Annotated in this window: 21 protein-coding genes and 1 pseudogene; 5 read left to right on the forward strand and 17 right to left on the reverse strand. The window is 74.3% G+C overall.

Annotated elements, in window-relative coordinates:
• Positions 1 to 13: 13 nt before the first annotated feature.
• From KRAD_RS01645 to KRAD_RS01670, 6 genes are all read right to left on the reverse strand, one after another.
• Positions 14 to 925 (reverse strand): diacylglycerol/lipid kinase family protein, encoded by a 912-nt coding sequence (locus KRAD_RS01645; protein ID WP_041291840.1) that lies wholly within the window; start codon positions 923 to 925, stop codon positions 14 to 16.
• Between the two features lie 4 nt (positions 926 to 929).
• On the reverse strand, positions 930 to 1,787 hold the full coding sequence (gene tatC / locus KRAD_RS01650) for a twin-arginine translocase subunit TatC (protein WP_011981492.1): 858 nt from the start codon (positions 1,785 to 1,787) through the stop codon (positions 930 to 932).
• A 36-nt stretch (positions 1,788 to 1,823) separates the two neighbouring features.
• The gene (gene tatA / locus KRAD_RS01655; protein ID WP_011981493.1) at positions 1,824 to 2,120 is read right to left on the reverse strand and encodes a Sec-independent protein translocase subunit TatA; all 297 of its coding nucleotides are present in this window, start codon (positions 2,118 to 2,120) and stop codon (positions 1,824 to 1,826) included.
• Positions 2,121 to 2,322: 202 nt separating this feature from the next.
• The gene (locus KRAD_RS01660) at positions 2,323 to 2,661 is read right to left on the reverse strand and encodes a hypothetical protein (protein ID WP_011981494.1); all 339 of its coding nucleotides are present in this window, start codon (positions 2,659 to 2,661) and stop codon (positions 2,323 to 2,325) included.
• A 108-nt stretch (positions 2,662 to 2,769) separates the two neighbouring features.
• Positions 2,770 to 3,804, reverse strand: a complete 1,035-nt coding sequence (locus KRAD_RS01665) for a helix-turn-helix transcriptional regulator (protein WP_011981495.1) — start codon at positions 3,802 to 3,804, stop codon at positions 2,770 to 2,772.
• The gene (locus tag KRAD_RS01670; protein WP_011981496.1) at positions 3,801 to 4,859 is read right to left on the reverse strand and encodes a helix-turn-helix transcriptional regulator; all 1,059 of its coding nucleotides are present in this window, start codon (positions 4,857 to 4,859) and stop codon (positions 3,801 to 3,803) included. The genes KRAD_RS01665 and KRAD_RS01670 overlap by 4 nt, the downstream gene beginning before the upstream one ends.
• A 67-nt stretch (positions 4,860 to 4,926) precedes the next feature.
• On the opposite strand from KRAD_RS01670, the gene KRAD_RS01675 reads away from it, so the two are divergent.
• The gene (locus KRAD_RS01675) at positions 4,927 to 6,018 is read left to right on the forward strand and encodes a DUF3866 family protein (protein WP_011981497.1); all 1,092 of its coding nucleotides are present in this window, start codon (positions 4,927 to 4,929) and stop codon (positions 6,016 to 6,018) included.
• Positions 6,019 to 6,210: 192 nt separating this feature from the next.
• On the opposite strand, the gene KRAD_RS01680 is transcribed toward KRAD_RS01675, so the two are convergent.
• The 10 genes from KRAD_RS01680 to KRAD_RS01725 all read right to left on the reverse strand — a co-directional run bounded on the left by KRAD_RS01680 (position 6,211) and on the right by KRAD_RS01725 (position 16,165).
• Complete coding sequence (locus KRAD_RS01680; protein ID WP_011981498.1) at positions 6,211 to 6,588, reverse strand: FKBP-type peptidyl-prolyl cis-trans isomerase; 378 nt, start codon at positions 6,586 to 6,588, stop codon at positions 6,211 to 6,213.
• A gap of 16 nt (positions 6,589 to 6,604) precedes the next feature.
• Positions 6,605 to 7,603, reverse strand: coding sequence for an FKBP-type peptidyl-prolyl cis-trans isomerase (locus KRAD_RS01685; RefSeq protein WP_157873445.1), 999 nt, complete (start codon positions 7,601 to 7,603; stop codon positions 6,605 to 6,607).
• A gap of 60 nt (positions 7,604 to 7,663) precedes the next feature.
• Complete coding sequence (gene pafA, locus KRAD_RS01690; RefSeq protein ID WP_011981500.1) at positions 7,664 to 9,025, reverse strand: Pup--protein ligase; 1,362 nt, start codon at positions 9,023 to 9,025, stop codon at positions 7,664 to 7,666.
• A gap of 114 nt (positions 9,026 to 9,139) precedes the next feature.
• Positions 9,140 to 9,853: a proteasome subunit alpha gene (gene prcA, locus KRAD_RS01695; protein ID WP_011981501.1), complete on the reverse strand. Its 714-nt coding sequence runs from the start codon at positions 9,851 to 9,853 to the stop codon at positions 9,140 to 9,142.
• 2 nt (positions 9,854 to 9,855) lie between these two features.
• On the reverse strand, positions 9,856 to 10,743 hold the full coding sequence (prcB, locus tag KRAD_RS01700) for a proteasome subunit beta (RefSeq protein WP_049821036.1): 888 nt from the start codon (positions 10,741 to 10,743) through the stop codon (positions 9,856 to 9,858).
• Between the two features lie 79 nt (positions 10,744 to 10,822).
• Positions 10,823 to 11,020, reverse strand: a complete 198-nt coding sequence (locus tag KRAD_RS01705; protein ID WP_011981503.1) for a ubiquitin-like protein Pup — start codon at positions 11,018 to 11,020, stop codon at positions 10,823 to 10,825.
• A gap of 136 nt (positions 11,021 to 11,156) precedes the next feature.
• Positions 11,157 to 12,782, reverse strand: coding sequence for a depupylase/deamidase Dop (gene dop / locus KRAD_RS01710; RefSeq protein ID WP_011981504.1), 1,626 nt, complete (start codon positions 12,780 to 12,782; stop codon positions 11,157 to 11,159).
• A 19-nt stretch (positions 12,783 to 12,801) separates the two neighbouring features.
• Positions 12,802 to 13,998, reverse strand: coding sequence for an ABC transporter permease (locus tag KRAD_RS01715; RefSeq protein WP_011981505.1), 1,197 nt, complete (start codon positions 13,996 to 13,998; stop codon positions 12,802 to 12,804).
• Positions 13,995 to 14,726, reverse strand: coding sequence for an ABC transporter ATP-binding protein (locus KRAD_RS01720; protein WP_049821388.1), 732 nt, complete (start codon positions 14,724 to 14,726; stop codon positions 13,995 to 13,997). The genes KRAD_RS01715 and KRAD_RS01720 overlap by 4 nt, the downstream gene beginning before the upstream one ends.
• A 95-nt stretch (positions 14,727 to 14,821) precedes the next feature.
• Complete coding sequence (locus KRAD_RS01725) at positions 14,822 to 16,165, reverse strand: efflux RND transporter periplasmic adaptor subunit (protein WP_049821037.1); 1,344 nt, start codon at positions 16,163 to 16,165, stop codon at positions 14,822 to 14,824.
• 195 nt (positions 16,166 to 16,360) lie between these two features.
• Here KRAD_RS01725 and KRAD_RS01730 point away from each other — a divergent pair, with 195 nt between their 5' ends.
• The gene (locus KRAD_RS01730) at positions 16,361 to 16,936 is read left to right on the forward strand and encodes an NUDIX hydrolase (protein WP_203417473.1); all 576 of its coding nucleotides are present in this window, start codon (positions 16,361 to 16,363) and stop codon (positions 16,934 to 16,936) included.
• 46 nt (positions 16,937 to 16,982) lie between these two features.
• Here the strand turns inward: KRAD_RS01730 and arc are convergent.
• Positions 16,983 to 18,617, reverse strand: a pseudogene (arc, locus tag KRAD_RS01735) (proteasome ATPase); the annotation flags it as partial.
• Between the two features lie 273 nt (positions 18,618 to 18,890).
• Between arc and KRAD_RS01740 the strand changes: the two are divergent.
• From KRAD_RS01740 to KRAD_RS01750, 3 genes are read left to right on the forward strand one after another with little or no spacing between them, the layout of a single operon-like run.
• Positions 18,891 to 20,192, forward strand: a complete 1,302-nt coding sequence (locus KRAD_RS01740) for a kynureninase (protein WP_011981510.1) — start codon at positions 18,891 to 18,893, stop codon at positions 20,190 to 20,192.
• Positions 20,189 to 21,049 (forward strand): tryptophan 2,3-dioxygenase, encoded by an 861-nt coding sequence (kynA, locus tag KRAD_RS01745; RefSeq protein ID WP_011981511.1) that lies wholly within the window; start codon positions 20,189 to 20,191, stop codon positions 21,047 to 21,049. Before KRAD_RS01740 ends, kynA begins: the two co-directional genes overlap by 4 nt.
• Positions 21,046 to 22,188 carry an alpha/beta hydrolase family protein gene (locus KRAD_RS01750; protein ID WP_011981512.1) on the forward strand — a complete coding sequence of 381 codons (1,143 nt, stop codon included), beginning with the start codon at positions 21,046 to 21,048 and terminating at the stop codon, positions 22,186 to 22,188. The genes kynA and KRAD_RS01750 overlap by 4 nt, the downstream gene beginning before the upstream one ends.
• Positions 22,189 to 22,212 lie beyond the last annotated feature (24 nt).

A 22,212-nucleotide genomic window follows, 5' to 3' on the forward strand; every position in this document is an offset into this window, starting at 1 on the left:
GGGCGACAGTACGTCAGGCGAGGACGCGCAGCGCGCCCGGGACGACGTCGCAGGTGAGGGGCAGGTGCTCCAGCGGCTCGCCGTCGGCGTGGGGGTGGGGCTCGCGCCCGCCGGGCAGCGCCTCCAGGGTCACGCTGCGCGCCCGGTGGACGTGGACGGCGGCGACGTCGAGGTGCGCCCCGCGCCGGACCCGGGGCAGCAGGCGCAGCGCGGCCAGCCGCGGCATCGCGTCGACGACGACCACGTCGAGCAGGCCGTCGGTGGGGTCGGCGTGCGGGGCCATCCGCATCCCGCCCCCGTAGCAGGGGGTGTTGGCGACGGCCACGAGCAGGCAGTCGCGCTCCTGGACCTCCCCGTCGAGGGTGATGCGCATCCCCACCCCGCTCACCACCGCGAGCTCGCGCAGCGCGGCCAGGGTGTAGCGGGCCGGGCCGCGGGGCCAGCGCCAGGAGTTGGCGCGCTCGTTGACCAGGGCGTCGACGCCGGAGGCGAGGACGCTGCCGTACCAGCTGGACCGGGCGGCCCCGCGCACCCGGACGGCGTCGACGGCGCGGTGGCGCCCCTCGCGCAGGGCGCTGGAGACGAGGCCCGCGGCGCGGGCGGGGTCGCCCAGGGGCAGGCCCAGGCCGCGGGCCAGGTCGTTGCCGGTGCCGGCGGGGACGATGCCCAGGGCCGTGGGGGTCCCGGCGACGGCCCCCAGGGCGGCGTGCACCAGACCGTCGCCCCCCACGACGACGAGGGCGTCCAGCTCCCCGGCGCGCTCGCGCGCGGCGCGGGAGGAGGCGGCGAGGTCGGACCCGGTGAGGTCGGTGACGCGGTGCCCGAGCCGCTGCAGCGTCGCGAGGACGTGCGCCCCCGCGACGCGACCGCCCCCGCGACCCGCCGTCGGGTTCACGAGGAGGCCGACCCGCCCCCAGGAGGTCACGGGGTCAGATCGCGCTGGCTTCGTCGTCGCTGAGGTCGGTGTAGTCCGGCTCGTCGGAGTTCTTCGAGCGGCGCCGGTCGTTGAGGATGCAGATGACCGTGGCCAGCGCGAAGAGGACCAGCAGCGGGCAGGCCAGCAGCAGCATCGTGGTGATGTCGGACGTCGGCGTCACGAGGGCGGAGAACAGGAAGCTCAGGAAGACGCTGATGCGCCACTGCCGCAGGACCGCCCGGCCCGACAGCAGGTGGGCGAAGTTCAGCCCGACCAGCACGACCGGCATGAGGAAGCCCAGGCCGAAGGCCAGGATGATCCGCATGACGAACGACAGGTAGATGTCGGCCCCGATGAGGTTCGCCGCGTCGACGGGGGTGAAGTCGACGAGGAACCGCATCGCGTTGGGCAGCACCGCGTAGGCGATGGCCGCGCCGGCGAGGAAGAGCGGGACGGCGGCGAAGATGAACCCGACCGCGTAGCGCCGCTCCTTCCGCGTCAGGCCCGGGGTGATGAAGGCCCAGAGCTGGTAGATCCAGAACGGGCTGGAGGCGATCACCCCGCACCAGATGGCCCCCTTCACCGCCAGGTCGAACGCCTGGCCGACCTGGGTGAAGTTGAGCTTGACGTCCTCGTACCCCGCCGAGGCGGCGTAGTCCAGCAGAGGCCGCTGCAGGTACTGGAAGACGCCGTCGAAGGCGCCCCAGCTGTAGTTCCAGCCCCGCCAGAGGAACCAGCCCGCCACGCTGCCGATGAGCAGGAAGACGGCCGCCTTGAAGACGCGGTCGCGCAGCTCCTTCAGGTGGGCCATGAGGGGCATGCGCCCCTCGGGGTCCTTCGGGGCGCGTCGGCGGACGGTGGTGACGGCCATGTCAGCGGTGCGGTCTCTGCCGGGGCTCGGGGCGGCTCAGGACGCGCGGGTCTGGCGCTGCGCGGCGTCGGCCTCGGCCTGCTCGGCGGCGAGCTTGGCCTCCAGCGCGGTGGGCTCGGAGTCGTGGGCCGCGGCGGCCGCGCCGGCGGGGGTGGACGTCTTGACGTCCTCCTTGCCGTCGTTCTTCATCTCCTTGACCTCGGACTTGAAGATGCGCATCGAGCGGCCGAGACCCCGCGCGGCGTCGGGCAGCCGCTTGCTGCCGAACAGCGCGATGAGCAGCACGACGAGGATGACGAGCACCCAGGGGTGGTCGACGAGGTTGCGGAACATCTGTCCTCCAGGGTTGGACGAAGCGCGGCCATCGTACGTCGATCGGGGCCGCCCGTGGGACAAGCATGCCCGTCGAGTCGCCCGTTCCGCCTCCGCGCGGCGGCGTCCGGGCGGACTCGGGGTGAACACCCGGGAAGCACGAGAGCCGCCCCGCGGACGCCGTGGCGTCCGGAGGCGGCTCCCGTGGAGGGCCGGGTGCGGGTCAGCGCACGGTGCGCAGGCCGCGGGCGGCCAGCGAGGCGAGGTCGTCGCAGGAGTCCAGGACGAGGGCGAAGTCCAGGACGTCGTCCCAGGCGATGGTGGAGCCGTGGTGCTCCTCCATGGCCTCGGCGGGGATGCTCCAGCGCTCCACGGCGACGCCGCCGGAGACGAGCAGCGCGACGACGTCCTCGCCGGCGGGCTTGCGGACCTCGTCCTTGCACTTGGGGCAGCCGAACGCGTAGAAGGAGCGGTCCTTGGCGGAGCAGACCACGAGGCGCACCTGCTTCGGGGTGAGCTCGACGTCGCCGCAGCAGGGGCAGGATGCCTTGATCGTGGTCATGTCGAGCACCTTCCGTTCGTGGTGTGGGTCCGGCGGCGGCTCCCGCCGTCCGACAACCAGTGCTTCGGCACGAGCCCGCGATCCCTTGAACTCCCGTTCGGACGAACCTCAGACCGTCTCGTGACCTTGCGCACTCACCTGATTACTCTGTGTTGCCAACGGGTCTGACGAGTAGCGCTCCAGCGCCGCCAGCGCCCCCTGCCGCACCTCCACGGCCAGCTCCGGGGGGTCCACCACGCGGGCCCCGGCCCCCAGCCGCAGCAGCAGCCGGTGCACCCAGCGGGTGTCGGCGGTGCGCAGCCGCACCCGCAGCGCCGCGTCCTCCCAGGCGTCCTCAGGAGCCTCCTGCACCGACTCCACCGGGTAGTAGTCCACGACCCACACCGCCTGCGGAGCCAGGTCGATGGTCACGACGAGGTCGTCGGGGCTGGGCGCGAACAGGTCCGAGCCGACGTCGCGCGAGACCGCCCGCGCCGGCGGGGTGCCGTCGACGTCGAGCACCTGCGCGGACTCGATCCGGTCCACCCGGAACAGCCGCACGCCCTCGGCGCGGTGGCACCAGGCCTCCAGGTACCAGCGTCCCTCCACGCTCACCAGCCGCATCGGGTCCACGTCGCGCTCGGTGCGCTCGTCGCGGCTGGGCACCAGGTAGCTCAGGTGCAGGCGCCGGTGCTCGCGCAGCGCGGTCCGGCAGGTCTGCAGGACCGAGGCGCTCTCCTCCCCCGAGCCCACGTCCACGCTCACCGAGCCCGCGGCGCGCCCGGCCTCCCCAGTGGCCTCCGACAGCTTCGCCAGCGCCCCCTCCAGGGCCTCGCGGTCGTGCAGGCCGGGGACCTCCGCCAGCGTCCGCAGCCCCACCAGCAGCGCCACCGCCTCGTCCACGGCCAGCCGCGCCGGGCGGGCGATGGGGTCGGCGTTGGAGAGGTAGACGTGCCCGGAGTCCCAGCGCGCGTCGATGAGGTCGTCGGGCATGTGCCCCGGCGTGCCGCACACGAAGAGCAGTTCCAGGTCGTGGACGAGGTCGTCGGTGCTGAGGCCGAAGTGCCGCGAGGCCTCCTCCAGGGGGATCCCCTGGTGGGTCAGCAGGTAGGGCACCATCGCCAGCAGCCGCGAGAGGCGCTCGGTGGAGGCGCTGCCGCTCACGCCGGGCCCCCCGCCGGGTCGGCCGCCGGCTGCCCGGCCGCGCCGCGCAGCCGCCGCAGCACCGCCTCGCGCAGCTCCGGCGGTTCCAGCACCACGACGTCGGCGCCGTACGCCGCGAGCTCGTCGGCGCTCATCTCCACGTCGCTGACGTCCACCACGACCACGTCCTCCCGCTCGCCCGCCTCCACCGTGCGCGCCCGCCGCCGCAGCGTCAGACCGGCCCCCGAGCGCACCAGCAGCCGCGCCCGGCGCGTCGTGGTGGGCCCGACGGTGCCCGCGACGATCTCGCGCGGGTCGATGCCCTCGGGCACCTCGTAGGACCCCGCCCGCCCGATCCGCTTGACCGCCGAGGCCACCCGCGAGAGCCGGAACACCCGCGAGTCGTCGCGGTCGCGGTCGTGGCCGACGAGGTACCAGCGCCCGTGCCAGCTGACGATGGCCCACGGCTCCACGTGGCGGGTGGCGGGCTCGCCCCCGGCGCGGCGGTAGGTGAACGACACCGGCGTGCGGTCGCGGGTCGCGGCGTAGAGGGGGTCGAAGGCCGGCTCGGCGGTGCGCACGCGCGGCTCGACGCCGATGAGGGAGCTCTCGTCCGGCTCCACCCCCAGGCTGCGCAGCTTCACCAGCGCCCGGGTCGCGGGCCCGGCGAGGCTGGCCTGCTGCCAGACCCGGCTGGCCAGCGACAGCACCGCCAGCTCCGCGGGGGTGAAGCGGATCTCGGGCAGGGCGTAGGCCTCGCGGTCGATGCGGTAGCCGGCCTCGTCCTCGAACAGCGGGTCCTCCCCGCCGGTCTCCAGCGGGACCCCGAGCTCGCGCAGGTCCTCCTTGTCGCGCTCGAACATCCGCTCGAAGGCGACGGTGGTGGCGCAGTCGGCGTACTGCGGGACGGCGGTGCGGATCTGCTCCTTGGTGAGCCAACGCCGGGTCGCGGAGAGCGCGATGACGAGGTTCAGCAGCCGCTCGGTGCGCCGGGCCCCGCGCGCGGCGGCCGCCGCCCCGCCCGGGGGACCGGAGGACGTCGCGGGGGTCGCGGGGGTCCCGGATGTCGTCGCCATGGTGGCTGGGACGCTACCGGAACCCGCGCCACCGGCACCCCGCGCGCGCCCTGCGTACGCTCCCGGCGTGACGATCACCTGGCGTTCAGCGACGGTCCAGCGCCTCGGCGCGGCGTGGGCGGGGTCGCAGGAGCTGTTCGCGACCCTCACCTCGGGCCCGGAGCCGGGCCGGGAGGTGAGGGCGCTGGCCCACCCGGACCTGGTGGGCTCCCCGCGCCCCGGGGACCGGGTGCTGCTCAACGTCTCCGCCCTGGCCCGCGGGCTGGGCACCGGCGGCTACGCCCTCGTCGTGGCCCTGCCCGACGCGCTGCCCCCCGACCCGCCGCCGGGGCCCGGGCACCTGGTGAAGGCCCGCTACACGCCGCTGCAGACGATGGTGCTGGGCGCGGACGACCAGGAGTCCCCCCACCACGCCCTGCTCGCCGACGCCGACGACCTCGACGGCACCCCCGTCGTGGTGGCCGACCTGCACTCCGCGCTGCCCGCGGTCGTGGCGGGGGTCCGCGCCGACGCCCCGCACGCCCGCGTCGCCTACGTCATGACCGACGGCGGGGCGCTGCCCGCGGCGTTCTCCCGCGCGGTCGCGGGTCTGCGCGAGGCGGGCTGGCTGGCCGCGTGCGTCACCACCGGGCAGGCCTTCGGCGGCGACCTGGAGACCGCCACCGTCCACACCGGCCTGCTCGCCGCGAAGCTCGTCGTCGGCGCCGACGTCGTCGTCGTGGCCCAGGGCCCGGGCAACCTGGGCACGGGCTCGCGCTGGGGGTTCTCCGGCGTCGCGGCCGGGGAGGCCCTCAACGCCGCCGCCGTCCTGGGCGGGCGCCCGGTCGCGGCCCTGCGCGTCTCCGAGGCCGACCCCCGCGAGCGCCACCGCGGGATCTCCCACCACACGACGACCGCCGTGGGCCGCGTCGCCCTGGCCCCCGTCGACGTCGCCGTCCCCGACTCCCCCGGCGCCTTCCACGACGGGGTCCGCGCGCAGGCCCGCGCCCTGTGCGGGCGCCGCCACACCTACGTGGAGGTCCCCGCCGCCGGCCTCGACGAGGCCCTGGCCACCAGCCCCGTGCGCCTGTCGACCATGGGCCGCGGCCTCGACGCCGACCGCGCGGGCTTCGTCGCCGCCGCCGCCGCCGGCCGCCACGCCGCCGGCCTCCTCGGGTGAGGTGGGGGCTCGCCTTCCCCGAGCCACGCCCCGGTGACGACGAAGGGCGGTGGGTGAACCCCTTCGACGGACGTCCGGAGTGAGCGCCTGAGGGAGGACGGGAGGTCCTGCCCTTGCCCGGCGCGAACGGAGTGTCCGACGAAGGGGTTCACCCACCGCCCGGGACCGACCTCAGCGGAGGGTGTGCGAGACCTACTTCACGTCGACGAGGTCGACGACGAAGATCAGGGTCTCCCCGCCCTTGATGGCCCCGCCGGCGCCGCGGTCGCCGTAGCCGAGGTGCGGGGGGATGACGAGCTTGCGGCGCCCGCCGACCTTCATGCCGAGCAGGCCCTGGTCCCAGCCCTTGATGACCATGCCGGCACCGACGGGGAAGTCCAGCGGCTGGCCGCGGTTCCAGGAGGAGTCGAACTCCTCGCCGGTGCTGAAGGCCACGCCGACGTAGTGGGCGCTGACGGTCTTGCCGGGGGTGGCCTCGGCGCCGTCGCCGACGATCTGGTCGGTGATCTCGAGCTCGGTCGGCGGTTCGCCGCCGGGGAAGTCGATCTCGGGCTTGGTGCGTTCAGTCATGTCCGCGAGCCTAGCCTCAGTACGCGTCGAGGATGTCGACGACGAAGACCAGCGCCCCGGCGGGGCGTCCCTCGGCGGGGGTGTCGCCGTAGGCCTTGGCGGCGGGGATGACGAGCAGGACGCGGCTGCCGACGGTCTGCCCGATGAGGCCCTCGTCCCAGCCGGTGATGAGCTGACCGGTCCCGATGGGGGTCTGGAAGGGGTCGGCCTCCCAGGAGGACTGGAACACCTTCCCGTCGGCGAGGGTGGCGCCGACGTACTGCATCTTGACGTTCATGCCGGCGGTCAGGGCGGGGCCGCTGCCCTGCAGGAGCGGCTGCACGACGGTGTCGGCGGGCGGGGTGGGGTTGGAGACGGTGAAGCCGGTGGGGACGCCCTCGGCGTCGTAGGTGACCACCGGGAGGTCGGCGGGCGGGGTGACGGGGGTGCCGTCGGCCCGGGTGGGGATGACGCGGATGAGGTCCGCGACCATGATCATGGTGGTGGAGGCGTCCACGCCCTCCTTGCCGAAGCGGGTGTTCGCCTCCCCGAAGCCGTCCTCGGGGGCGATGGCGATGACGAGGCGGTCCCCGACGTGGGCGCCGACGAAGCCCCGGGCCAGGCCCTTGGTGATCTTGGCGAGCTCGAAGCGGGCGTCGGTGCCGCCGTAGCTGGAGTCCAGCTCCTCGCCGGTGGAGCCGGCGTAGAGGGAGTAGGCGAACTGCAGCTCGTCGGTGTCCTTGACCTCCACGCCCGTCCCCGGGGTGACGACCTTGCGCTTGGTCTCGGTGACGGCCAGCGGCGGGGCGAACGTCACGGTCGGCTTGACCGCGGGGTTCACCTCGCCCTCCACCGTCACGGCCAGGGTGGTGTCGTCGGCCGCGGGCTCGATGGTGTTCGCCGACTGCGAGGCCGAGGCGCTCTGCTGGGTCTCGTCGGGCACGTCGCCCTCGGAGGCGCACGCGCCGAGGAGGGTCATCGCCAGGGCGGCGGAGGCGGACAGGACGGCGGTACGGCGGCGCACGAAGGTCCTCACGGTCGTCGGGTCGAACTGACTCACCCTAACCGCCGACCCTGGGCGATCGCTGGGCAGCCGTCACATGCTGTCGATGAGCCGTTCCACCCGGTCGTCGACGGCCTTGAAGGGGTCCTTGCACAGCACCGTCCGCTGGGCCTGGTCGTTGAGCTTGAGGTGCACCCAGTCCACGGTGAAGTCGCGGCGCTTCTCCTGCGCCGCGCGCACGAAGTCCCCGCGCAGCTTCGCGCGGGTCGTCTGCGGGGGGACGCTGAGCGCCTCGAACACCTCGATGTCGGAGCAGACCCGCTCGGCCATCCCGCGCTCGGCCAGCATGTAGTGCAGCCCGCGCTTGCGGTGGATGTCGTGGTAGGCGAGGTCGAGGCGGGCGATGCGCGGGGAGGTCAGCGGCAGGTCGTGCTTGGCCATGTACCGGTCCAGCAGCTTCTTCTTGATCACCCAGTCCACCTCGCGGTCCACCAGGGAGAAGTCCTGGGTGGCCACCGCCCGCAGCGCCCGTTCCCACAGGTCCAGGACCCGCTTGATCGTGGGTGTCTGCAAGCCCCGCGACTCGACGAACTCCTTGGCCTTCTCCAGGTACTCCTCCTGGATCTCCAGCGCGCTGGCCTCGCGGCCGTTGGCGAGGCGGACGGGCTTGCGCCCGGTCATGTCGTGGCTGATCTCCCGGATCGCGCGGATCGGGTTCTCCATCGTCATCTCGCGCAGGACCACCCCCTCCTCGACCATCCGCAGGACGAGGTCGGTCGCGCCGAGCTTGAGCATCGTCGTCGTCTCGGACATGTTGGAGTCGCCGACGATGACGTGCAGGCGCCGGTAGCGCTCGGCGTCGGCGTGCGGCTCGTCGCGGGTGTTGATGATGGGCCGGCTGCGCGTCGTCGCGCTGGAGACGCCCTCCCAGATGTGGTCGGCCCGCTGCGAGAGCGAGTACACCGCCCCGCGCGGGGTCTGCACGACCTTCCCGGCCCCCACGATGAGCTGTCGCGAGACCAGGAACGGGATGAGGACGTCGGAGAGCTTGCCGAACTCCCCGTGCCGCGACACCAGGTAGTTCTCGTGGCAGCCGTAGGAGTTGCCCGCGGAGTCGGTGTTGTTCTTGAAGAGGAACACCTCCCCGGCGATCCCCTCCTCCTCCAGCCGGCGCTCGGCGTCGGTGAGCAGGCCCTCCAGGGTCCGCTCCCCCGCCCGGTCGTGCACGACGAGCTGACGCACGTCGTCGCACTCGGGGGTGGCGTACTCGGGGTGCGAACCCACGTCGAGGTAGAGGCGCGCACCGTTCTTGAGGAACACGTTGCTCGAACGGCCCCACGACACGACCTTGCGGAACAAGTACCGGGCCACCTCGTCGGGCGACAGCTTGCGCTGCCCCTCGAACGCGCAGGTGACACCGAACTCGGTCTCCAGTCCGAAGATCCGGCGATCCATCTCCCCACCCTATGCACTCGGGCCCCGCGCGGCGCAGCGAACGCGTCGAGCCGCGGGGACGGCCCGCCCCGGGAGGACCCGGGACGGGCCGCGCGAGCCCGCGGGGGCGGGGTCTCAGCCGGTCCCGGCCAGCAACCCGGCCAGCACCGGGCCGCTGAGGCGGCGGAACGTGCGGCGCTCGCGGGTGCGGTCCAGGACCGCGACCTCGAGGTGGTCGGGGGCGATCTCTCGGGGCCCGGTGCCCGCGGCCTCGGCGGCGGCGTCGGAGCCGAGCGCCTCCACGGCCAGGCGCAGGGCCTCCGCCAGGGTCAGCCCGGCGTGCCAGCGCTCGCGCAGCTTGGCCGAGATCTGGTCCGCGGAGCCCCCCATGGCGACGAAGCCGTGCTCGTCGGCGACGGACCCGTCGTAGGTGAGGCGGTAGATCTGGTCGGTCTCGGGACGGCGGCCGACCTCGGCGACGACGAGCTCGACCTCGTAGGGCTTGGACTCGGTGGTGAAGATCGCCCCGAGGGTCTGGGCGTAGGCGTTGGCCAGCCCGCGGGCGGTGACGTCGGAGCGGTCGTAGGAGTAGCCGCGCACGTCGGCGTAGCGCACCCCGGCCACCCGCAGGTTCTCGAACTCGTTGTACTTGCCGACCGCGGCGAAGGCGACGCGGTCGTAGATCTCGGAGATCTTGTGCAGCGCGCGGGAGGCGTTCTCGGAGACGAAGGCGATCCCGTCGGCGTGGGCGAGGACGACCACGGCGCGCCCGCGGGCGATGCCCTTGCGCGCGTAGTCGGCCTTGTCCTTCATGAGCTGCTCGGGCGAGACGTAGAACGGGGTGCTCACGGTCAGTTCCCTCCGTCGCCGTGGACAGCGCTGATGCCGGGGTTGCCGCCGGGGTTGCCGCGCCGCCCGGCGACGACGGCCTCCACGACGGGTTCGAGCTCGGCGTCGGGCACCCGGCGGTAGCCCTCGGCGGTGGTGACGCCCACGACGGGCCAGATCTTGCGCAGCAGGTCCGGGCCGCCGGTGGCGGAGTCGTCGTCGGCGGCGTCCCACAGCGCCTCGAGGGCGACCCGGACCGTCTCCGCCTCGCTCATCCCGGGCCGGTACAGCTTCTTCAGCGACCCGCGCGCGAAGAGCGAGCCCGACCCCACGGTGTGGTGGTCGTGCTCCTCCGAGCGGCCGCCGGTGATGTCGTAGCCCACGATGCGCCCGCGACCGGCGTCGAGGTCGTAGCCGGCGAACAGCGGGACCACGGCCAGGCCCTGCATGGCCATGCCGAGGTTCGCGCGGATCATCGTGGAGAGCCGGTTGGCCTTGCCCTCGAAGGACATCAGCGTCCCCTCGAGCTTCTCGAAGTGCTCCAGCTCGACCTGGAACAGGCGGATCATCTCCACCGCCAGCCCCGCGGTGCCGGCGATCCCGGCGCAGGAGTGCTCGTCGGTCTGGAAGACCTTCTGGATGTCGCGCTGGGCGATCATCGGCCCGGCGGTGGCGCGGCGGTCACCGGCCATGACGACCCCGTCGGCGAAGACGAGCGCGACGATGGTCGTGGCGTGCGGGGGCTCACCGGCTCCGGGACCGCCCCCGGGCAGCGCCGCCGCGGCGGGCAGGGTGCGCGTCGCGGGGAGGATCTCGGGGGAGTACTCGCGCACGAAGTCGGTGAAGGACGAGGAACCGGGCCGCAGGAACGCGGCGGGCAACCGGCCTGACTGATCGCTGGAGTGGCTCACCTCCCGGACCCTACCCGCCACCCCCGGCGCGCGCCGGGAGGGTGCGGGAGGGCCCGAGGGGGTGCGGGACCCGGAGGGGCTACTGCCCGCCCTTCTGGACGAAGCCGCGGACGAACTCCTCGGAGTTGGACTCCAGGACCTCGTCGATCTCGTCGAGCAGGGCGTCGACGTCGGCGTCGCTCTCCTTGGCCTGGGCCCCGGCCTGGGCGGGGACGACGGGAGTCTCCTCCACGTCCTCCTCGCGGCGGCTCGGGCGCTGCTGCTCGTGTCCAGACATCGCTGGCTCCCCCTGACGGCTCGGGTCGCTCCGGGTCCTGCGACCCGGCTCGTGCTCCGACACTAACCCCCGCGCGCCCGCACCGCCGGGGTTCGGGGCCCCCGCGGCGGGGTGGCGCGGTCCCGCGGCGGGGTCCTCAGGAGCCGGTGAGCGCGGCGACGAGCTCCTCGGCGGTCTCGCAGCGGTCCAGCAGGGCCCCGACGTGCTCGCGGGTCCCCCGCAGCGGCTCCAGGGTGGGGACCCGCTGCAGGGCCCCGCGCCCGGCGACGTCGAAGATCACCGAGTCCCAGCTGGCGGCGGCGACCCGCGGGCCGTAGCGGGCCAGGCACTCCCCGCGGAAGTAGGCGCGGGTGTCGGTGGGCGGGTGCGACACGGCGCGCCGCACGGCCTCGGGGTCCAGCAGGCGCTCGACCTGGCCCCGTTCGGCCAGCTTGAGGTACAGCCCCTTCTCCGGGCGCACGTCGGACCACTGCAGGTCCACCGCGGCCAGGCGGGCGTGGTCCCAGTCCAGCCCGTCGCGGGAGCGGTAGCCCTCCAGCAGCCGCAGCTTCGCGACCCAGTCGACCTCGCGCGCGGCGGAGAACACGTCGGTCTCCAGCTTCGCCAGGACCTGCTCCCAGCGCAGCAGGACCTCGGCGGTGTCGGCGTCGACGTCGTCGCCGTAGCGGTCGGCGACGAAGGCCTGCGCCGCCTCCAGGTAGGCCCGCTGCAGCTGCACCGCCGTCATGCGGCGCCCGTCGCGCAGCCGCACCAGGTGGGTCAGGCCCGGGTCGTGGGACACCTCGTGCAGGGCCCGCACCGGCTCCGCGAGCAGCAGGTCCCCCGCCGGCCCGCCCGCCAGCGCCCCCGCCTCCAGCATCGAGAGCACCAGCGAGGTCGTGCCGACCTTCAGCAGCGTCGCGACCTCGCACATCGTGGCGTCGCCGACGATGACGTGCAGCCGGCGGTACTTCTCGGCCGTGGCGTGCGGCTCGTCGCGGGTGTTGATGATGGGCCGCTTCATGGTGGTCTCCAGCCCCACCTCGACCTCGAAGAAGTCCGCCCGCTGGCTGATCTGGAACCCGGGCACGGCGGAGTCCTGGCCGATGCCGACGCGCCCGGCGCCGGTGAAGACCTGGCGGGAGACGAAGAACGGCGTGAGGTGGCGCACGACGTCGCCGAAGGCCGTGGAGCGGTTCATGAGGTAGTTCTCGTGGGTGCCGTAGGAGGCGCCCTTGCCGTCGGTGTTGTTCTTGTAGATGGTCACCGGCGTCAGCCCCGGGGTCGCGGCGACCCGGCGCAGCGCCTCGAGCAGGATCAGCTCCCCCGCCCGGTCCCACAGCACCGCGTCGCGGGGGGTGAGGACCTCCGGGGAGGAGTACTCCGGGTGGGCGTGGTCGACGTAGAAGCGCGCCCCGTTGGTGAGGATGACGTTGGCCATCGTCGGGTCCTCGGTCTCGGCGCTCACCACGTCGGAGGCGTTGGGCGCCGCGCGCCGCGTCCCCGCCGCCCGGCCGGGGGCGTCGGTCAGCTGGGAGGGGTGGGCCCGGGCCCGGTCCAGCTCGAAGCCGCGCGCGTCGCGCAGCGGGGCCTCGTCCTCGTAGTCCCAGCGGGCGCGCGAGCCCCCGCCCGCCCCGGCCAGGGAGGAGCGCATCGACCCCGTCGCCGGGGCGGCGTAGGCGTTGACGACCTGGGCCGAGAGCAGCATCGGGTTGGCGCCCGGGTCCCCCGGCACCGAGATGCCGTACTCGGTCTCGATCCCTGTCACGCGCCGCACCGTCATGGTGTCGACCCTACGCAGGTCACTCCGTGCGCAGCGCCACCACCGGGTCCAGGCGCCCGGCCCGCCGGGCGGGGAACACCCCGAAGAAGATCCCGACGCCGGCGGAGACGACGAAGGCGACCACCGGGCTCCACCACTCGATGCTCGCCGGCAGCGGGGAGAGCCGGTCCACCGCCAACGACCCCGCCACCCCGATGACGATGCCGATGAGGCCGCCGACGGTGGTGAGCAGGACGGCCTCGACGAGGAACTGGACCAGGACGTCGCGCTGGCGCGCCCCCAGCGCCTTGCGCAACCCGATCTCGCGGGTCCGCTCGCGCACCGAGACGAGCATGATGTTCGACACCCCCACCCCGCCCACGAGCAGCGAGATCCCCGCGATGGCGGCCAGCACCGCGGTGAGCAGGCCGAGGATCTGGCCGATGACCCCGAGGATCTGCGTCTGGGTCACGGCGCTGAAGGTCTGGTCGGGGTACTCCGCCTTCATCGCCCGCCACAGCCGCTCCGACAGCTGCGGCACGACGTCGGCCGAGGGCGCCCTCACCGCGAACGCGTCGACGCGGTCGATGCCGAGGAGGCGCTGCGCCGTCGTGATCGGGACGTGGATCTCGTTGTCCTGCGAGACCCCGAAGCTCTCGCCCTGCTCCTCCAGCACCCCGATGACCTGGAACCGGGTGCCGGAGACGGTCACCTGGCGGCCCACCGGGTCCGTCCCGGGGAAGAGGTTCGTCGCGGCCTGCGAGCCCAGGACCGCCACCCGCCGGCGGGCGTCGACGTCGACGGAGGTGAAGTACTGCCCCTCCGCGACGGGGCGGTTCAGGACCCGCGGCAGGTTCTGGTCCGCGCCCTGGACGGTGACGAACCGCTCCACCGAGCCCGCCCGCACCTGCGCCCCGGAGGAGATCCGGGCCGTGACGGCGTCCTCGTCGCCGACGACGTCGGCCAGCACCCGGCCGTCGCCGATCTGCATCGTCGAGGTGGCGGGGCCGTTGGAGGAGAAGTCGTTGGTGTTGAACTGTCCCGGGACGACGAGGATGAGGTTGGAGCCCAGCCCCTCGACCTGCGACTCGATCTGGTTGCGGGCCCCGGAGCCGATGGAGACGACGACGATGACGGCGGCGATGCCGATGATGATGCCCAGCATCGTCAGCAGGCTGCGCACCCGGTTGCCGCGCAGCGCGTCGAGGGCGACGCGGAACGCTTCGAAGCCCTTCACGCCCCGCCTCCCGCCGCGGTGTCGCGCTCGATGAGGCCGTCGCGGACCCGCACCTGCCGCCGGGCGCGGGCGGCCACCTCGTCGTCGTGGGTGACCAGGACCACCGCCACCCCGCGCTCGGAGTTCAGCTCCTCGAGGATGCGCATGACCTCCGCGCCGTTCTTCGTGTCCAGGTTGCCCGTCGGCTCGTCGGCCAGCAGGATCCGCGGGCTCCCCACCAGGGCCCGCGCGATCGCCACCCGCTGCTGCTCACCGCCGGACATCTGGGTGGGCCGGTGGGTGAGGCGGTGCCCCAGGTTCACCGACCGCAGCGCCGCCGCCGCCAGCTCCCGGCGCTCGGGCGCCTTCACCCCGCGGTACAGCAGCGGCAGGGCCACGTTGTCCATCGCGCTGGAGCGCGGGAGCAGCTGGAAGGCCTGGAAGACGAACCCGATCTCCTGGTTGCGCAGCTGGGCCAGCTCCGCGTCGGAGAGGGTGGCGACGTCGCGGCCGCCGACCCGCAGGACCCCCGAGGTGGGCCGGTCCAGGCAGCCCAGCAGGTGCATCAGCGTCGACTTCCCCGAACCGCTGGGGCCCACGATCGCGGTGTACTCCCCCTCGGCCACGGTGAAGCTGACCCCGCGCAGCGCGTCCACGGTGGTGTCGCCGAACCGGTAGGACCGGGTCACCTCGACCGCCTCGATGGCGGCCGCGCGCGCCGCCGGGCGCGCCTCGGGAGCGGGGGTCAGCGCGTGCTCCTGGTCGTGGGTCTGGTCGTGGGTCTGGTCGTGGGTCTGGTCGTGGGGCTCCTCGCGGGTCCGCGGGAGGCTCGGGCCCGGTCCGGTCACGGGATCCGCTGCCCCGGGGTGACGTCGGCCGCGCCCTGGGTGACGATCTCCTCGCCCGCCGCGAGCCCGTCGGTGATCTCCACGTCGGAGTCCCCGCGCACGCCCACGACGACCTCGCGGCGCTGGGCCTCGCCCCCGGAGACGACCCACACCGTGTCCGAGTCCGGGGAGCCGTTCTGCGCCCCCGCCCGCACCAGCGCCGACGCCGGGACCTCCACGACGTCGGTGACGCTGCGCACCACCAGCGAGACCGACGCGGACATCCCCGGCAGCGGGGTCGCCGCCGGCTCCCCGTCCGGGCCGGTCCCGCCGTCGTAGCTCAGCCGCACCGTGTACGTCACCGCGCCCCCGCCACCGCCCCGGGCGGTGGGGTCCACGCTGGTCACCGTGGCGCGGTAGCGCGCCCCCGCCACCGCGTCGACCGTCACGTCCGCCGCGACCCCCGGCTGCACCGAGAGCACGTCGGTCTCGTCGACGTCGGCGGTCAGGCTGAGCGTGGAGGCGTCGATCACGCTGAGCACCGTCGAGCCCGCGGCCACCGCCGCCCCCTGCGCCAGCACCGGGGCTCCCGCCGCCCCGGCGTCCCCGCCGCCCAGCGCGCCCTGGGGGACCTGCACCCCGGAACCGGCCAGCAGCTGCTCCGCGCCCGCGGGCAGGGCGGGCGAGCCCGCCCCGCCGGTGGCGGCCAGCGACACCTTCCCCGAGATCGGGGCCTTCACCGTCAGGGCGTCCACCGTGGCCCGCGCCGCGGCCACCGCGGCCCGCGTCTGCACCCGCTGGGCCTGCCCCAGCGACTCCACCGCGGAGTCCAGGTTGCCCAGCCCGGAGTTCACCTGGTCCACCAGCGCCTGCGTCTGGGAGGACAGCAGCTGGTACTGCGTGCGCGAGGACTGCACCGCGGCCAGGGCCGCGGCGCGCGCCGCCGGGTCGGCGATGGCCTGGGCCTGCTGCTCGGCCTCGGCGAAGCGCGCCTGCGCGTCCGCCGCCGCCCGCCGCTGCTGGGCCGCCACCTGCGAGGAGCTCCTCGCCGAGGACCCCGAGGAGGCCGAGGAGGCCGCCTCCGCGTCGGCGGCCTCGGCCTGCTCCAGGTTCGCCTCCGCCGAGGGGGAGTCGATCGTCATGAGCACGTCGCCCGCCGCGACCTGCTGCCCGTCGGCCACCAGCAGCGTCGCCACCGTCCCCGCCGCGGGGGCCTTCACGACCGCGGAGGCCCGCGGCTGCACCGTCCCCGGGGCGTCGACGACCTCGGCGACGTCGCCGCGCGCCACGGCCGCCGTGCTCGTCACCGGCTCGTCGTCGGAACCGCACCCCGCCGCGACCACCAGGACGGTGACCCCCACCGCCGCAGCGGAAGAGGCGCGGAGGAGGGGGGATCGGAGGAGACGCCGGGACGGGCGCGGACTGGTGGAGGCGGCGGGCACGCGGTCACCCTAGGCCTTGGCACCCCCGCGCGAGTCCTCCTCAGGGTGAGGTCTTCGCCACCTCCGCATCCCCCCTGGGTCGCACCCCGGCCACCCCCGCCTAACCTGCGGCGGGTGAGCAGCCCCGGTGAGGAACTCGTGGACCTCTACGACCCGGCCGACGACGCCGGGCGCGTCACCGGCCGCGCCCCGCGCCGGGAGGTCCGCGCCCGCAACCTGCCCCACGCCGCCACCGGGGTGCTGCTGCGGGACGGGACGCCGGGCGGGCGCGGGCGCGTCCTCGTCCACCGCCGCACCACCACCAAGGACCTCAACCCCGGCGCCCACGACTGCCTCGCCGGCGGGGTCGTCGACGCCGGGGAGGACCCCCTCGACGCCGCCCACCGGGAGCTGCGCGAGGAGCTCGGGATCGACGCGGAGCTGCGCCCCGTCCTGACCCGCTGGTACCGCGACGACACCGCCCACTACCTGGCCCACGTCTACGAGGCCCGCTGGGACGGCCGTCCCCTCACCCTGCAGCCCAGCGAGGTCGCGCGGGCGTGGTGGGAGGACACCGCCACCCTGCGCCGGCGCCTGGAGGACCCCGGGTGGCCCTTCGTCCCCGACACCCGGGCGCTGCTGGCGGCCTGGCCCGGCTGGTGGGAGGACCCGCACCCCGACGCCACCGCGGGCCGCACCCCCTCCGCGTGAGGGGGTGCGGCCCGCGGCGACGGGACGGGGAGCGCCTCGGGGGCGGTTAGAGGTACTGCCCCGTGTTGGCGACCGTGTCGATCGAGCGGCCGGCCTCGGTGCCCTTCTTGCCCTGCATCAGGGTGCGGATGAAGACGATCCGCTCCCCCTTCTTGCCCGAGATCCGCGCCCAGTCGTCGGGGTTCGTCGTGTTGGGGAGGTCCTCGTTCTCCTTGAACTCGTCGACGCAGGCGCTCATCAGGTGGTCCACCCGCACGCCCTTCTGGCCCAGGGTGAGCAGGTCCTTGATGGCCATCTTCTTCGCGCGGTCCACGATGTTCTGGATCATCGCGCCGGAGTTGAAGTCCTTGTAGTACAGGACCTCCTTGTCGCCCCCGGCGTAGGTCACCTCGAGGAACTCGTTCTCCTCGGTCTCGGTGTACATGCGCTCCACCGTGGCCCGGATCATCGCGTCCACGGTGGCCTGCTTCGTGCCGCCGTTCACCGCGACGTCCTCCGCGTGCAGCGGCAGGTCCGGGGTGAGGTACTTCGCGAAGATCTGCCCCGCGCTCTCCGCGTCGGGACGCTCGATCTTGATCTTCACGTCCAGGCGCCCCGGGCGCAGGATCGCGGGGTCGATCATGTCCTCGCGGTTGGAGGCGCCGATGACGATGACGTTCTCCAGCCGCTCCACGCCGTCCAGCTCGCTCAGCAGCTGCGGCACGATCGTCGTCTCGACGTCGGAGGACACCCCCGACCCGCGGGTGCGGAACAGCGACTCCATCTCGTCGAAGAAGACGACCACCGGCGTGCCGCCGCTGGCCTTCTCCCGCGCCCGGGCGAAGATCAGCCGGATGTGGCGCTCGGTCTCCCCGACGTACTTGTTCAGCAGCTCCGGGCCCTTGATGTTGAGGAAGTAGCTCTTGGCCTGGCTCTCCCCCCGCAGCTCCGCCGCCTTCTTGGCCAGCGAGTTCGCGACCGCCTTGGCGATGAGCGTCTTCCCGCACCCGGGCGGGCCGTAGAGCAGGATGCCCTTGGGGGGACGCAACCCGTGCTCGCGGAACAGGTCCGCGTGCAGGAAGGGCAGCTCCACCGCGTCGCGGATCGCCTCGATCTGCGGCCCCAGGCCACCGATGTCCTCGTAGTCGATGTCCGGCACCTCCTCCAGCACCAGCTCCTCGACCTCGGCCTTGGGGATGCGCTCGAAGGCGAAGCCGGAACGGGTGTCCACCGTCAGGGAGTCCCCGACGCGCAGCGGCCCGTCCAGCAGGGGCCCGGCCAGGCGCACCACGCGCTCCTCGTCGGCGCGCGCGAGCACCAGCACCCGCCCGTCGGGCAGGACCTCCTTGACCGAGGCCAGCTCGCCGGTGCGCTCGTAGTCGAAGGCGGCGACGACGTTCATGGCCTCGTTGACCATCACGTCCTGGCCGGGGCGGAGGGTGGCGAGGTCGATCGCGGGGCTGACCGCGACCCGCATCCGCCGGCCGGCCGAGACGATGTCCGCCGTCCCCTCCCCGGTGGCCTCCAGGAACGTCGCGAACTGCGCGGGCGGCTGCCCGAGGCGGTCGACCTCCGCCTTCAGCGCGACGATCTGGTCCCGCGCCTCGCGCAGGGTGGTGGCGAGGCGGTCGTTCTGGGCGCTGACCTGGGCGAGTCGGGTCCGGGCGGCTCCGAGCTGCTCCTCGAGCGCGGTCAGGTGGCGGGCGTCCCGCTCACCTCCGCCGCCGAAGCGGCGCTGGGGCTCCGTCATGGCGCATCTCCCCTCTGGGTGGATGCGATCGACACTAACCCGCAGCGCGGACATCGCGCGGCGGATCGGTGTCGGCGCGCCACTCCCCGTGCCGACCGGCACCGGACCGTGACGTCGCGGCGACGCGCCGGGGACCCGGGGCCCGGCGGCCCCGGGAGGAGCGGCGGTCGGGGACACTCGTGGCCGGAGGACCGCACCGGTGGTCCCGCGAGACGAGGAGACACCGTGACGTCAACCCTGCGGGCCCGGGCGGGCGAGCTCGACGCGGCCGATCCGCTGGCGGGCTTCCGCGAGGAGTTCCTCCTCGACGCCGCCCCGGGGGTGAGCGCCTACCTGGACGGCAACTCCCTGGGCCGGCCGCTGAAGCGGACCCTGGAGTCCGTGCAGACCTTCCTGCGCGAGGAGTGGGGCGGGCGCCTCATCCAGGGCTGGACCGAGGGCACCGACGTCACCGCGGGGACCGACGTCACCGCGGGCATCGCCGGCACCGGGGGCTGGATGGACTGGCCGACCGACCTGGGCGACCGCATCGGGCGCGCCGCCCTCGGCGCCGCCCCCGGGCAGACCGTCGTCGCCGACTCCACCACCGTCCTCTTCTACAAGCTGGTCCGCGCCGCCCTCGCCGCCGCCCGCGCGCAGGGCCGCGACGAGGTCGTCTGCGACACCGACAACTTCCCCACCGACCGCTTCGTCCTGGAGGGGATCGCCGCCGAGACCGGGAGCACCCTGCGCTGGGTCGAGACCGACCCCGCCGCCGGGATCACCCCCGAGCAGGTCGCCGCCGCGCTCGGCCCGCGCACCGCGCTGGCGACCTTCAGCCACGTCGCCTACCGCTCCGGGCACCTCGCCGACGCCGCCGCGATCACCGCCCTCGCCCACGAGGCCGGGGCGCTGGTCCTGTGGGACCTCTCGCACTCGGTGGGCTCGGTGGACCTCGCCCTGGACGCCTGGGGCGTCGACCTCGCCGTCGGCTGCACCTACAAGTACCTCAACGGCGGTCCCGGGGCACCGGCCTTCGCCTACCTCGCCACCCGCCACCAGGGCGACCACCCGGGGGCGCTGCGCCAGCCCGTGCAGGGCTGGATGGGCCACGCCGACCCCTTCGCCATGGGCTCCGGCTACCAGCCCGACCCGAGCGTGCGCCAGCTCATCTCCGGCACCCCGCCCGTCGTCGCCATGGTCCCCGTGCGGGCCGGGGTGGAGCAGCTGGAGCGGGCCGGGATCGGCGCGGTGCGCGCGAAGTCGGTGCAGCTGACCGCCTTCGCCCTGGAGCTGGCCGACGAGCTGCTCGCCCCGCACGGCGTCACCGTGGCCACCCCCCGCGACCCGGCCCGCCGCGGCGGGCACGTCACGCTGCGCCGCGAGGACTTCCGCGAGGTGAACGCGGCGCTGTGGAGCCGGGGCGTGGTCCCCGACTTCCGCGCCCCCGACGGCATCCGGATCGGGCTGGCCCCGCTCTCGACCAGCTTCACCGAGATCCTGGACGGGATCCTCGCCCTGCAGGAGATCGTGGAGGTCGCCCGGTGAGCGGTACGGCGGAGGAGAACACGCGCGAGGTCGAGGCGGGCGTCGTCACCGACTTCACCCGCGAGATGTCCTACGGGGAGTACCTGCACCTGGACGAGCTGCTCGCCGCCCAGCACCCCCTCTCCACCCCCGAGCACCACGACGAGCTGCTCTTCATCGTCCAGCACCAGACCAGCGAGCTGTGGCTCAAGCTCGTCCTGCACGAGCTGCGCTCGGCCATGCGCGCCATCGCCGCCGACGACCTCAAGACGGCGCTGAAGAACATCGCCCGGGTCAAGCACATCCAGCGCACCCTCACCGAGCAGTGGTCGGTCCTGGCGACCCTGACTCCCACCGAGTACGCGCAGTTCCGCGGCTTCCTGGCCAACTCCTCCGGCTTCCAGAGCCAGCAGTACCGCGCCGTGGAGTTCGCCCTGGGCAACAAGAACGCGAAGATGCTGGACGTCTTCGCCCACGACGGGCCCGGGCACGCGCAGCTGACGGAGCTGCTGGAGGCCCCCAGCCTCTACGACGAGTTCCTGCGCCACCTGGCCCGGCGCGGGCACGACGTCCCGGCCGAGCTGCTGGAGCGCGACGTCACCAAGGCCCACGTCCACACCCCCGCCCTCGTCGCCACGTTCCGCGTCATCTACGAGGACGCCCAGCGCTACTGGACCGAGTACGAGGCCTGCGAGGAGCTCGTCGACCTGGAGGAGAACTTCCAGCTCTGGCGCTTCCGCCACCTCAAGACCGTCGAGCGCACCATCGGCTTCAAGCGCGGCACCGGCGGCTCCTCCGGGGTGGGCTTCCTGGCCCGGGCCCTGGACCTCACCTTCTTCCCCGAGCTGTACGCCGTGCGCACCGAGATCGGCTCGTGAGGCTCACCGCGGTCGCCGCCCCCGGCGTCCTGACCGGGTCGGTCACCGGGCGCGAGACGTTCGCCGCGGCGCTGGCCGCCCGCGGCGCCGACGGCGACCTGCTCCTCAGCGCCGACGAGGAGGGCTTCGCCGCGCACCTGCGCTCCGCCGCCGCCGGCGGCGAGTTCCTGCTGATCGCCGGCGACGACACCCCCGCCGACGACCTCCTCGGCGGTCTCCTGCCCCGGCTGGGGGCCACCGCGGTGCGCCTCGACCTCGACCCCCGCGCCCCGGACCGCTCCACCTGCCTCCGGCGCCACGTCCGCCACCGCGGCACCGGCGGGCTGCGCTTCGCCGTCGACGACTGGTACTTCCACGCCACCGCCCCCGGCACCCGCCGCCCCTACGGACCCGACCCCGACCAGCACGGCGAGCTGCGCCTGCCCCCCGGCCCGGGCCCCTTCCCCATCGCCGTCCTCGTCCACGGCGGCTACTGGCGCTCCCGCTGGGACGCCGACACCACCACCGCCGCGGCCGTGGACCTCACCCGACGCGGCTTCGCCACCTGGAACGTGGAGTACCGCCGCCCGGACCGCCACGGCTGGGACGCCACCACCGCCGACGTCGACGCCGCCCTCTCGGCGCTCGCCGACCTCGACGCCGACCTGGACGCCGGCCTGGACCTCGACCGCGTGGTGCTCCTGGGCCACTCCGCCGGGGGGCAGCTGGTGACCCGCCTCGCCGCCGACCGGGCGGGCGGGGGGCCGGCGGGGGCCGCGACCGGCCCCGCGCGGGTCCGGCCCGCGCTGACGGTGTCGCTGGCCGGGTGCCTGGACCTGCACTCCATCCACGCCCGCGCCCTGAGCGAGGGCGCCGTCGCCGCCGCCCTGGGCGGCACCCCGCAGGAGCGGCCGGAGGTCTACGCCGCCTCCTCCCCGCTGGCCCGCGTCCCCGTCGGCTCACCGCTGGTCGTGGTCTGCTGCCGCTCCGATGACCCCGACCTGCTCGACGCCTCCCGCCGCTTCGCCGCCGCCGCCGTCGCAGCCGGTGACGACGTCACGGTCGTGGAGGAGGAGGGCGACCACTTCTCGGTCATCGACCCCGGCAGCCGGGTCTGGGCGGCGGTGACGGCCGCGGTGCGGGCGCGCGTGCAGCGCTGACCCCCGCCCCGTACCCTCGTCGCG

The organism is Kineococcus radiotolerans SRS30216 = ATCC BAA-149, from assembly GCF_000017305.1.
Taxonomy (GTDB): Bacteria; Actinomycetota; Actinomycetes; order Actinomycetales; family Kineococcaceae; genus Kineococcus; species Kineococcus radiotolerans.

What these genes read in the sequence shown, in the direction of transcription:
- tatC (WP_011981492.1), bottom strand. Translation starts at nt 1,787, where the DNA reads ATGGCCGTCACCACCGTCCGCCGACGCGCCCCGAAGGACCCCGAGGGG.
- dop (WP_011981504.1), bottom strand. Translation starts at nt 12,782, where the DNA reads ATGACGGTGCGGCGCGTGACAGGGATCGAGACCGAGTACGGCATCTCG.
- KRAD_RS01660 (WP_011981494.1), bottom strand. Translation starts at nt 2,661, where the DNA reads ATGACCACGATCAAGGCATCCTGCCCCTGCTGCGGCGACGTCGAGCTC.
- KRAD_RS01705 (WP_011981503.1), bottom strand. Translation starts at nt 11,020, where the DNA reads ATGTCTGGACACGAGCAGCAGCGCCCGAGCCGCCGCGAGGAGGACGTG.
- tatA (WP_011981493.1), bottom strand. Translation starts at nt 2,120, where the DNA reads ATGTTCCGCAACCTCGTCGACCACCCCTGGGTGCTCGTCATCCTCGTC.
- KRAD_RS01680 (WP_011981498.1), bottom strand. Translation starts at nt 6,588, where the DNA reads ATGACTGAACGCACCAAGCCCGAGATCGACTTCCCCGGCGGCGAACCG.
- KRAD_RS01670 (WP_011981496.1), bottom strand. Translation starts at nt 4,859, where the DNA reads ATGGCGACGACATCCGGGACCCCCGCGACCCCCGCGACGTCCTCCGGT.
- pafA (WP_011981500.1), bottom strand. Translation starts at nt 9,025, where the DNA reads ATGGATCGCCGGATCTTCGGACTGGAGACCGAGTTCGGTGTCACCTGC.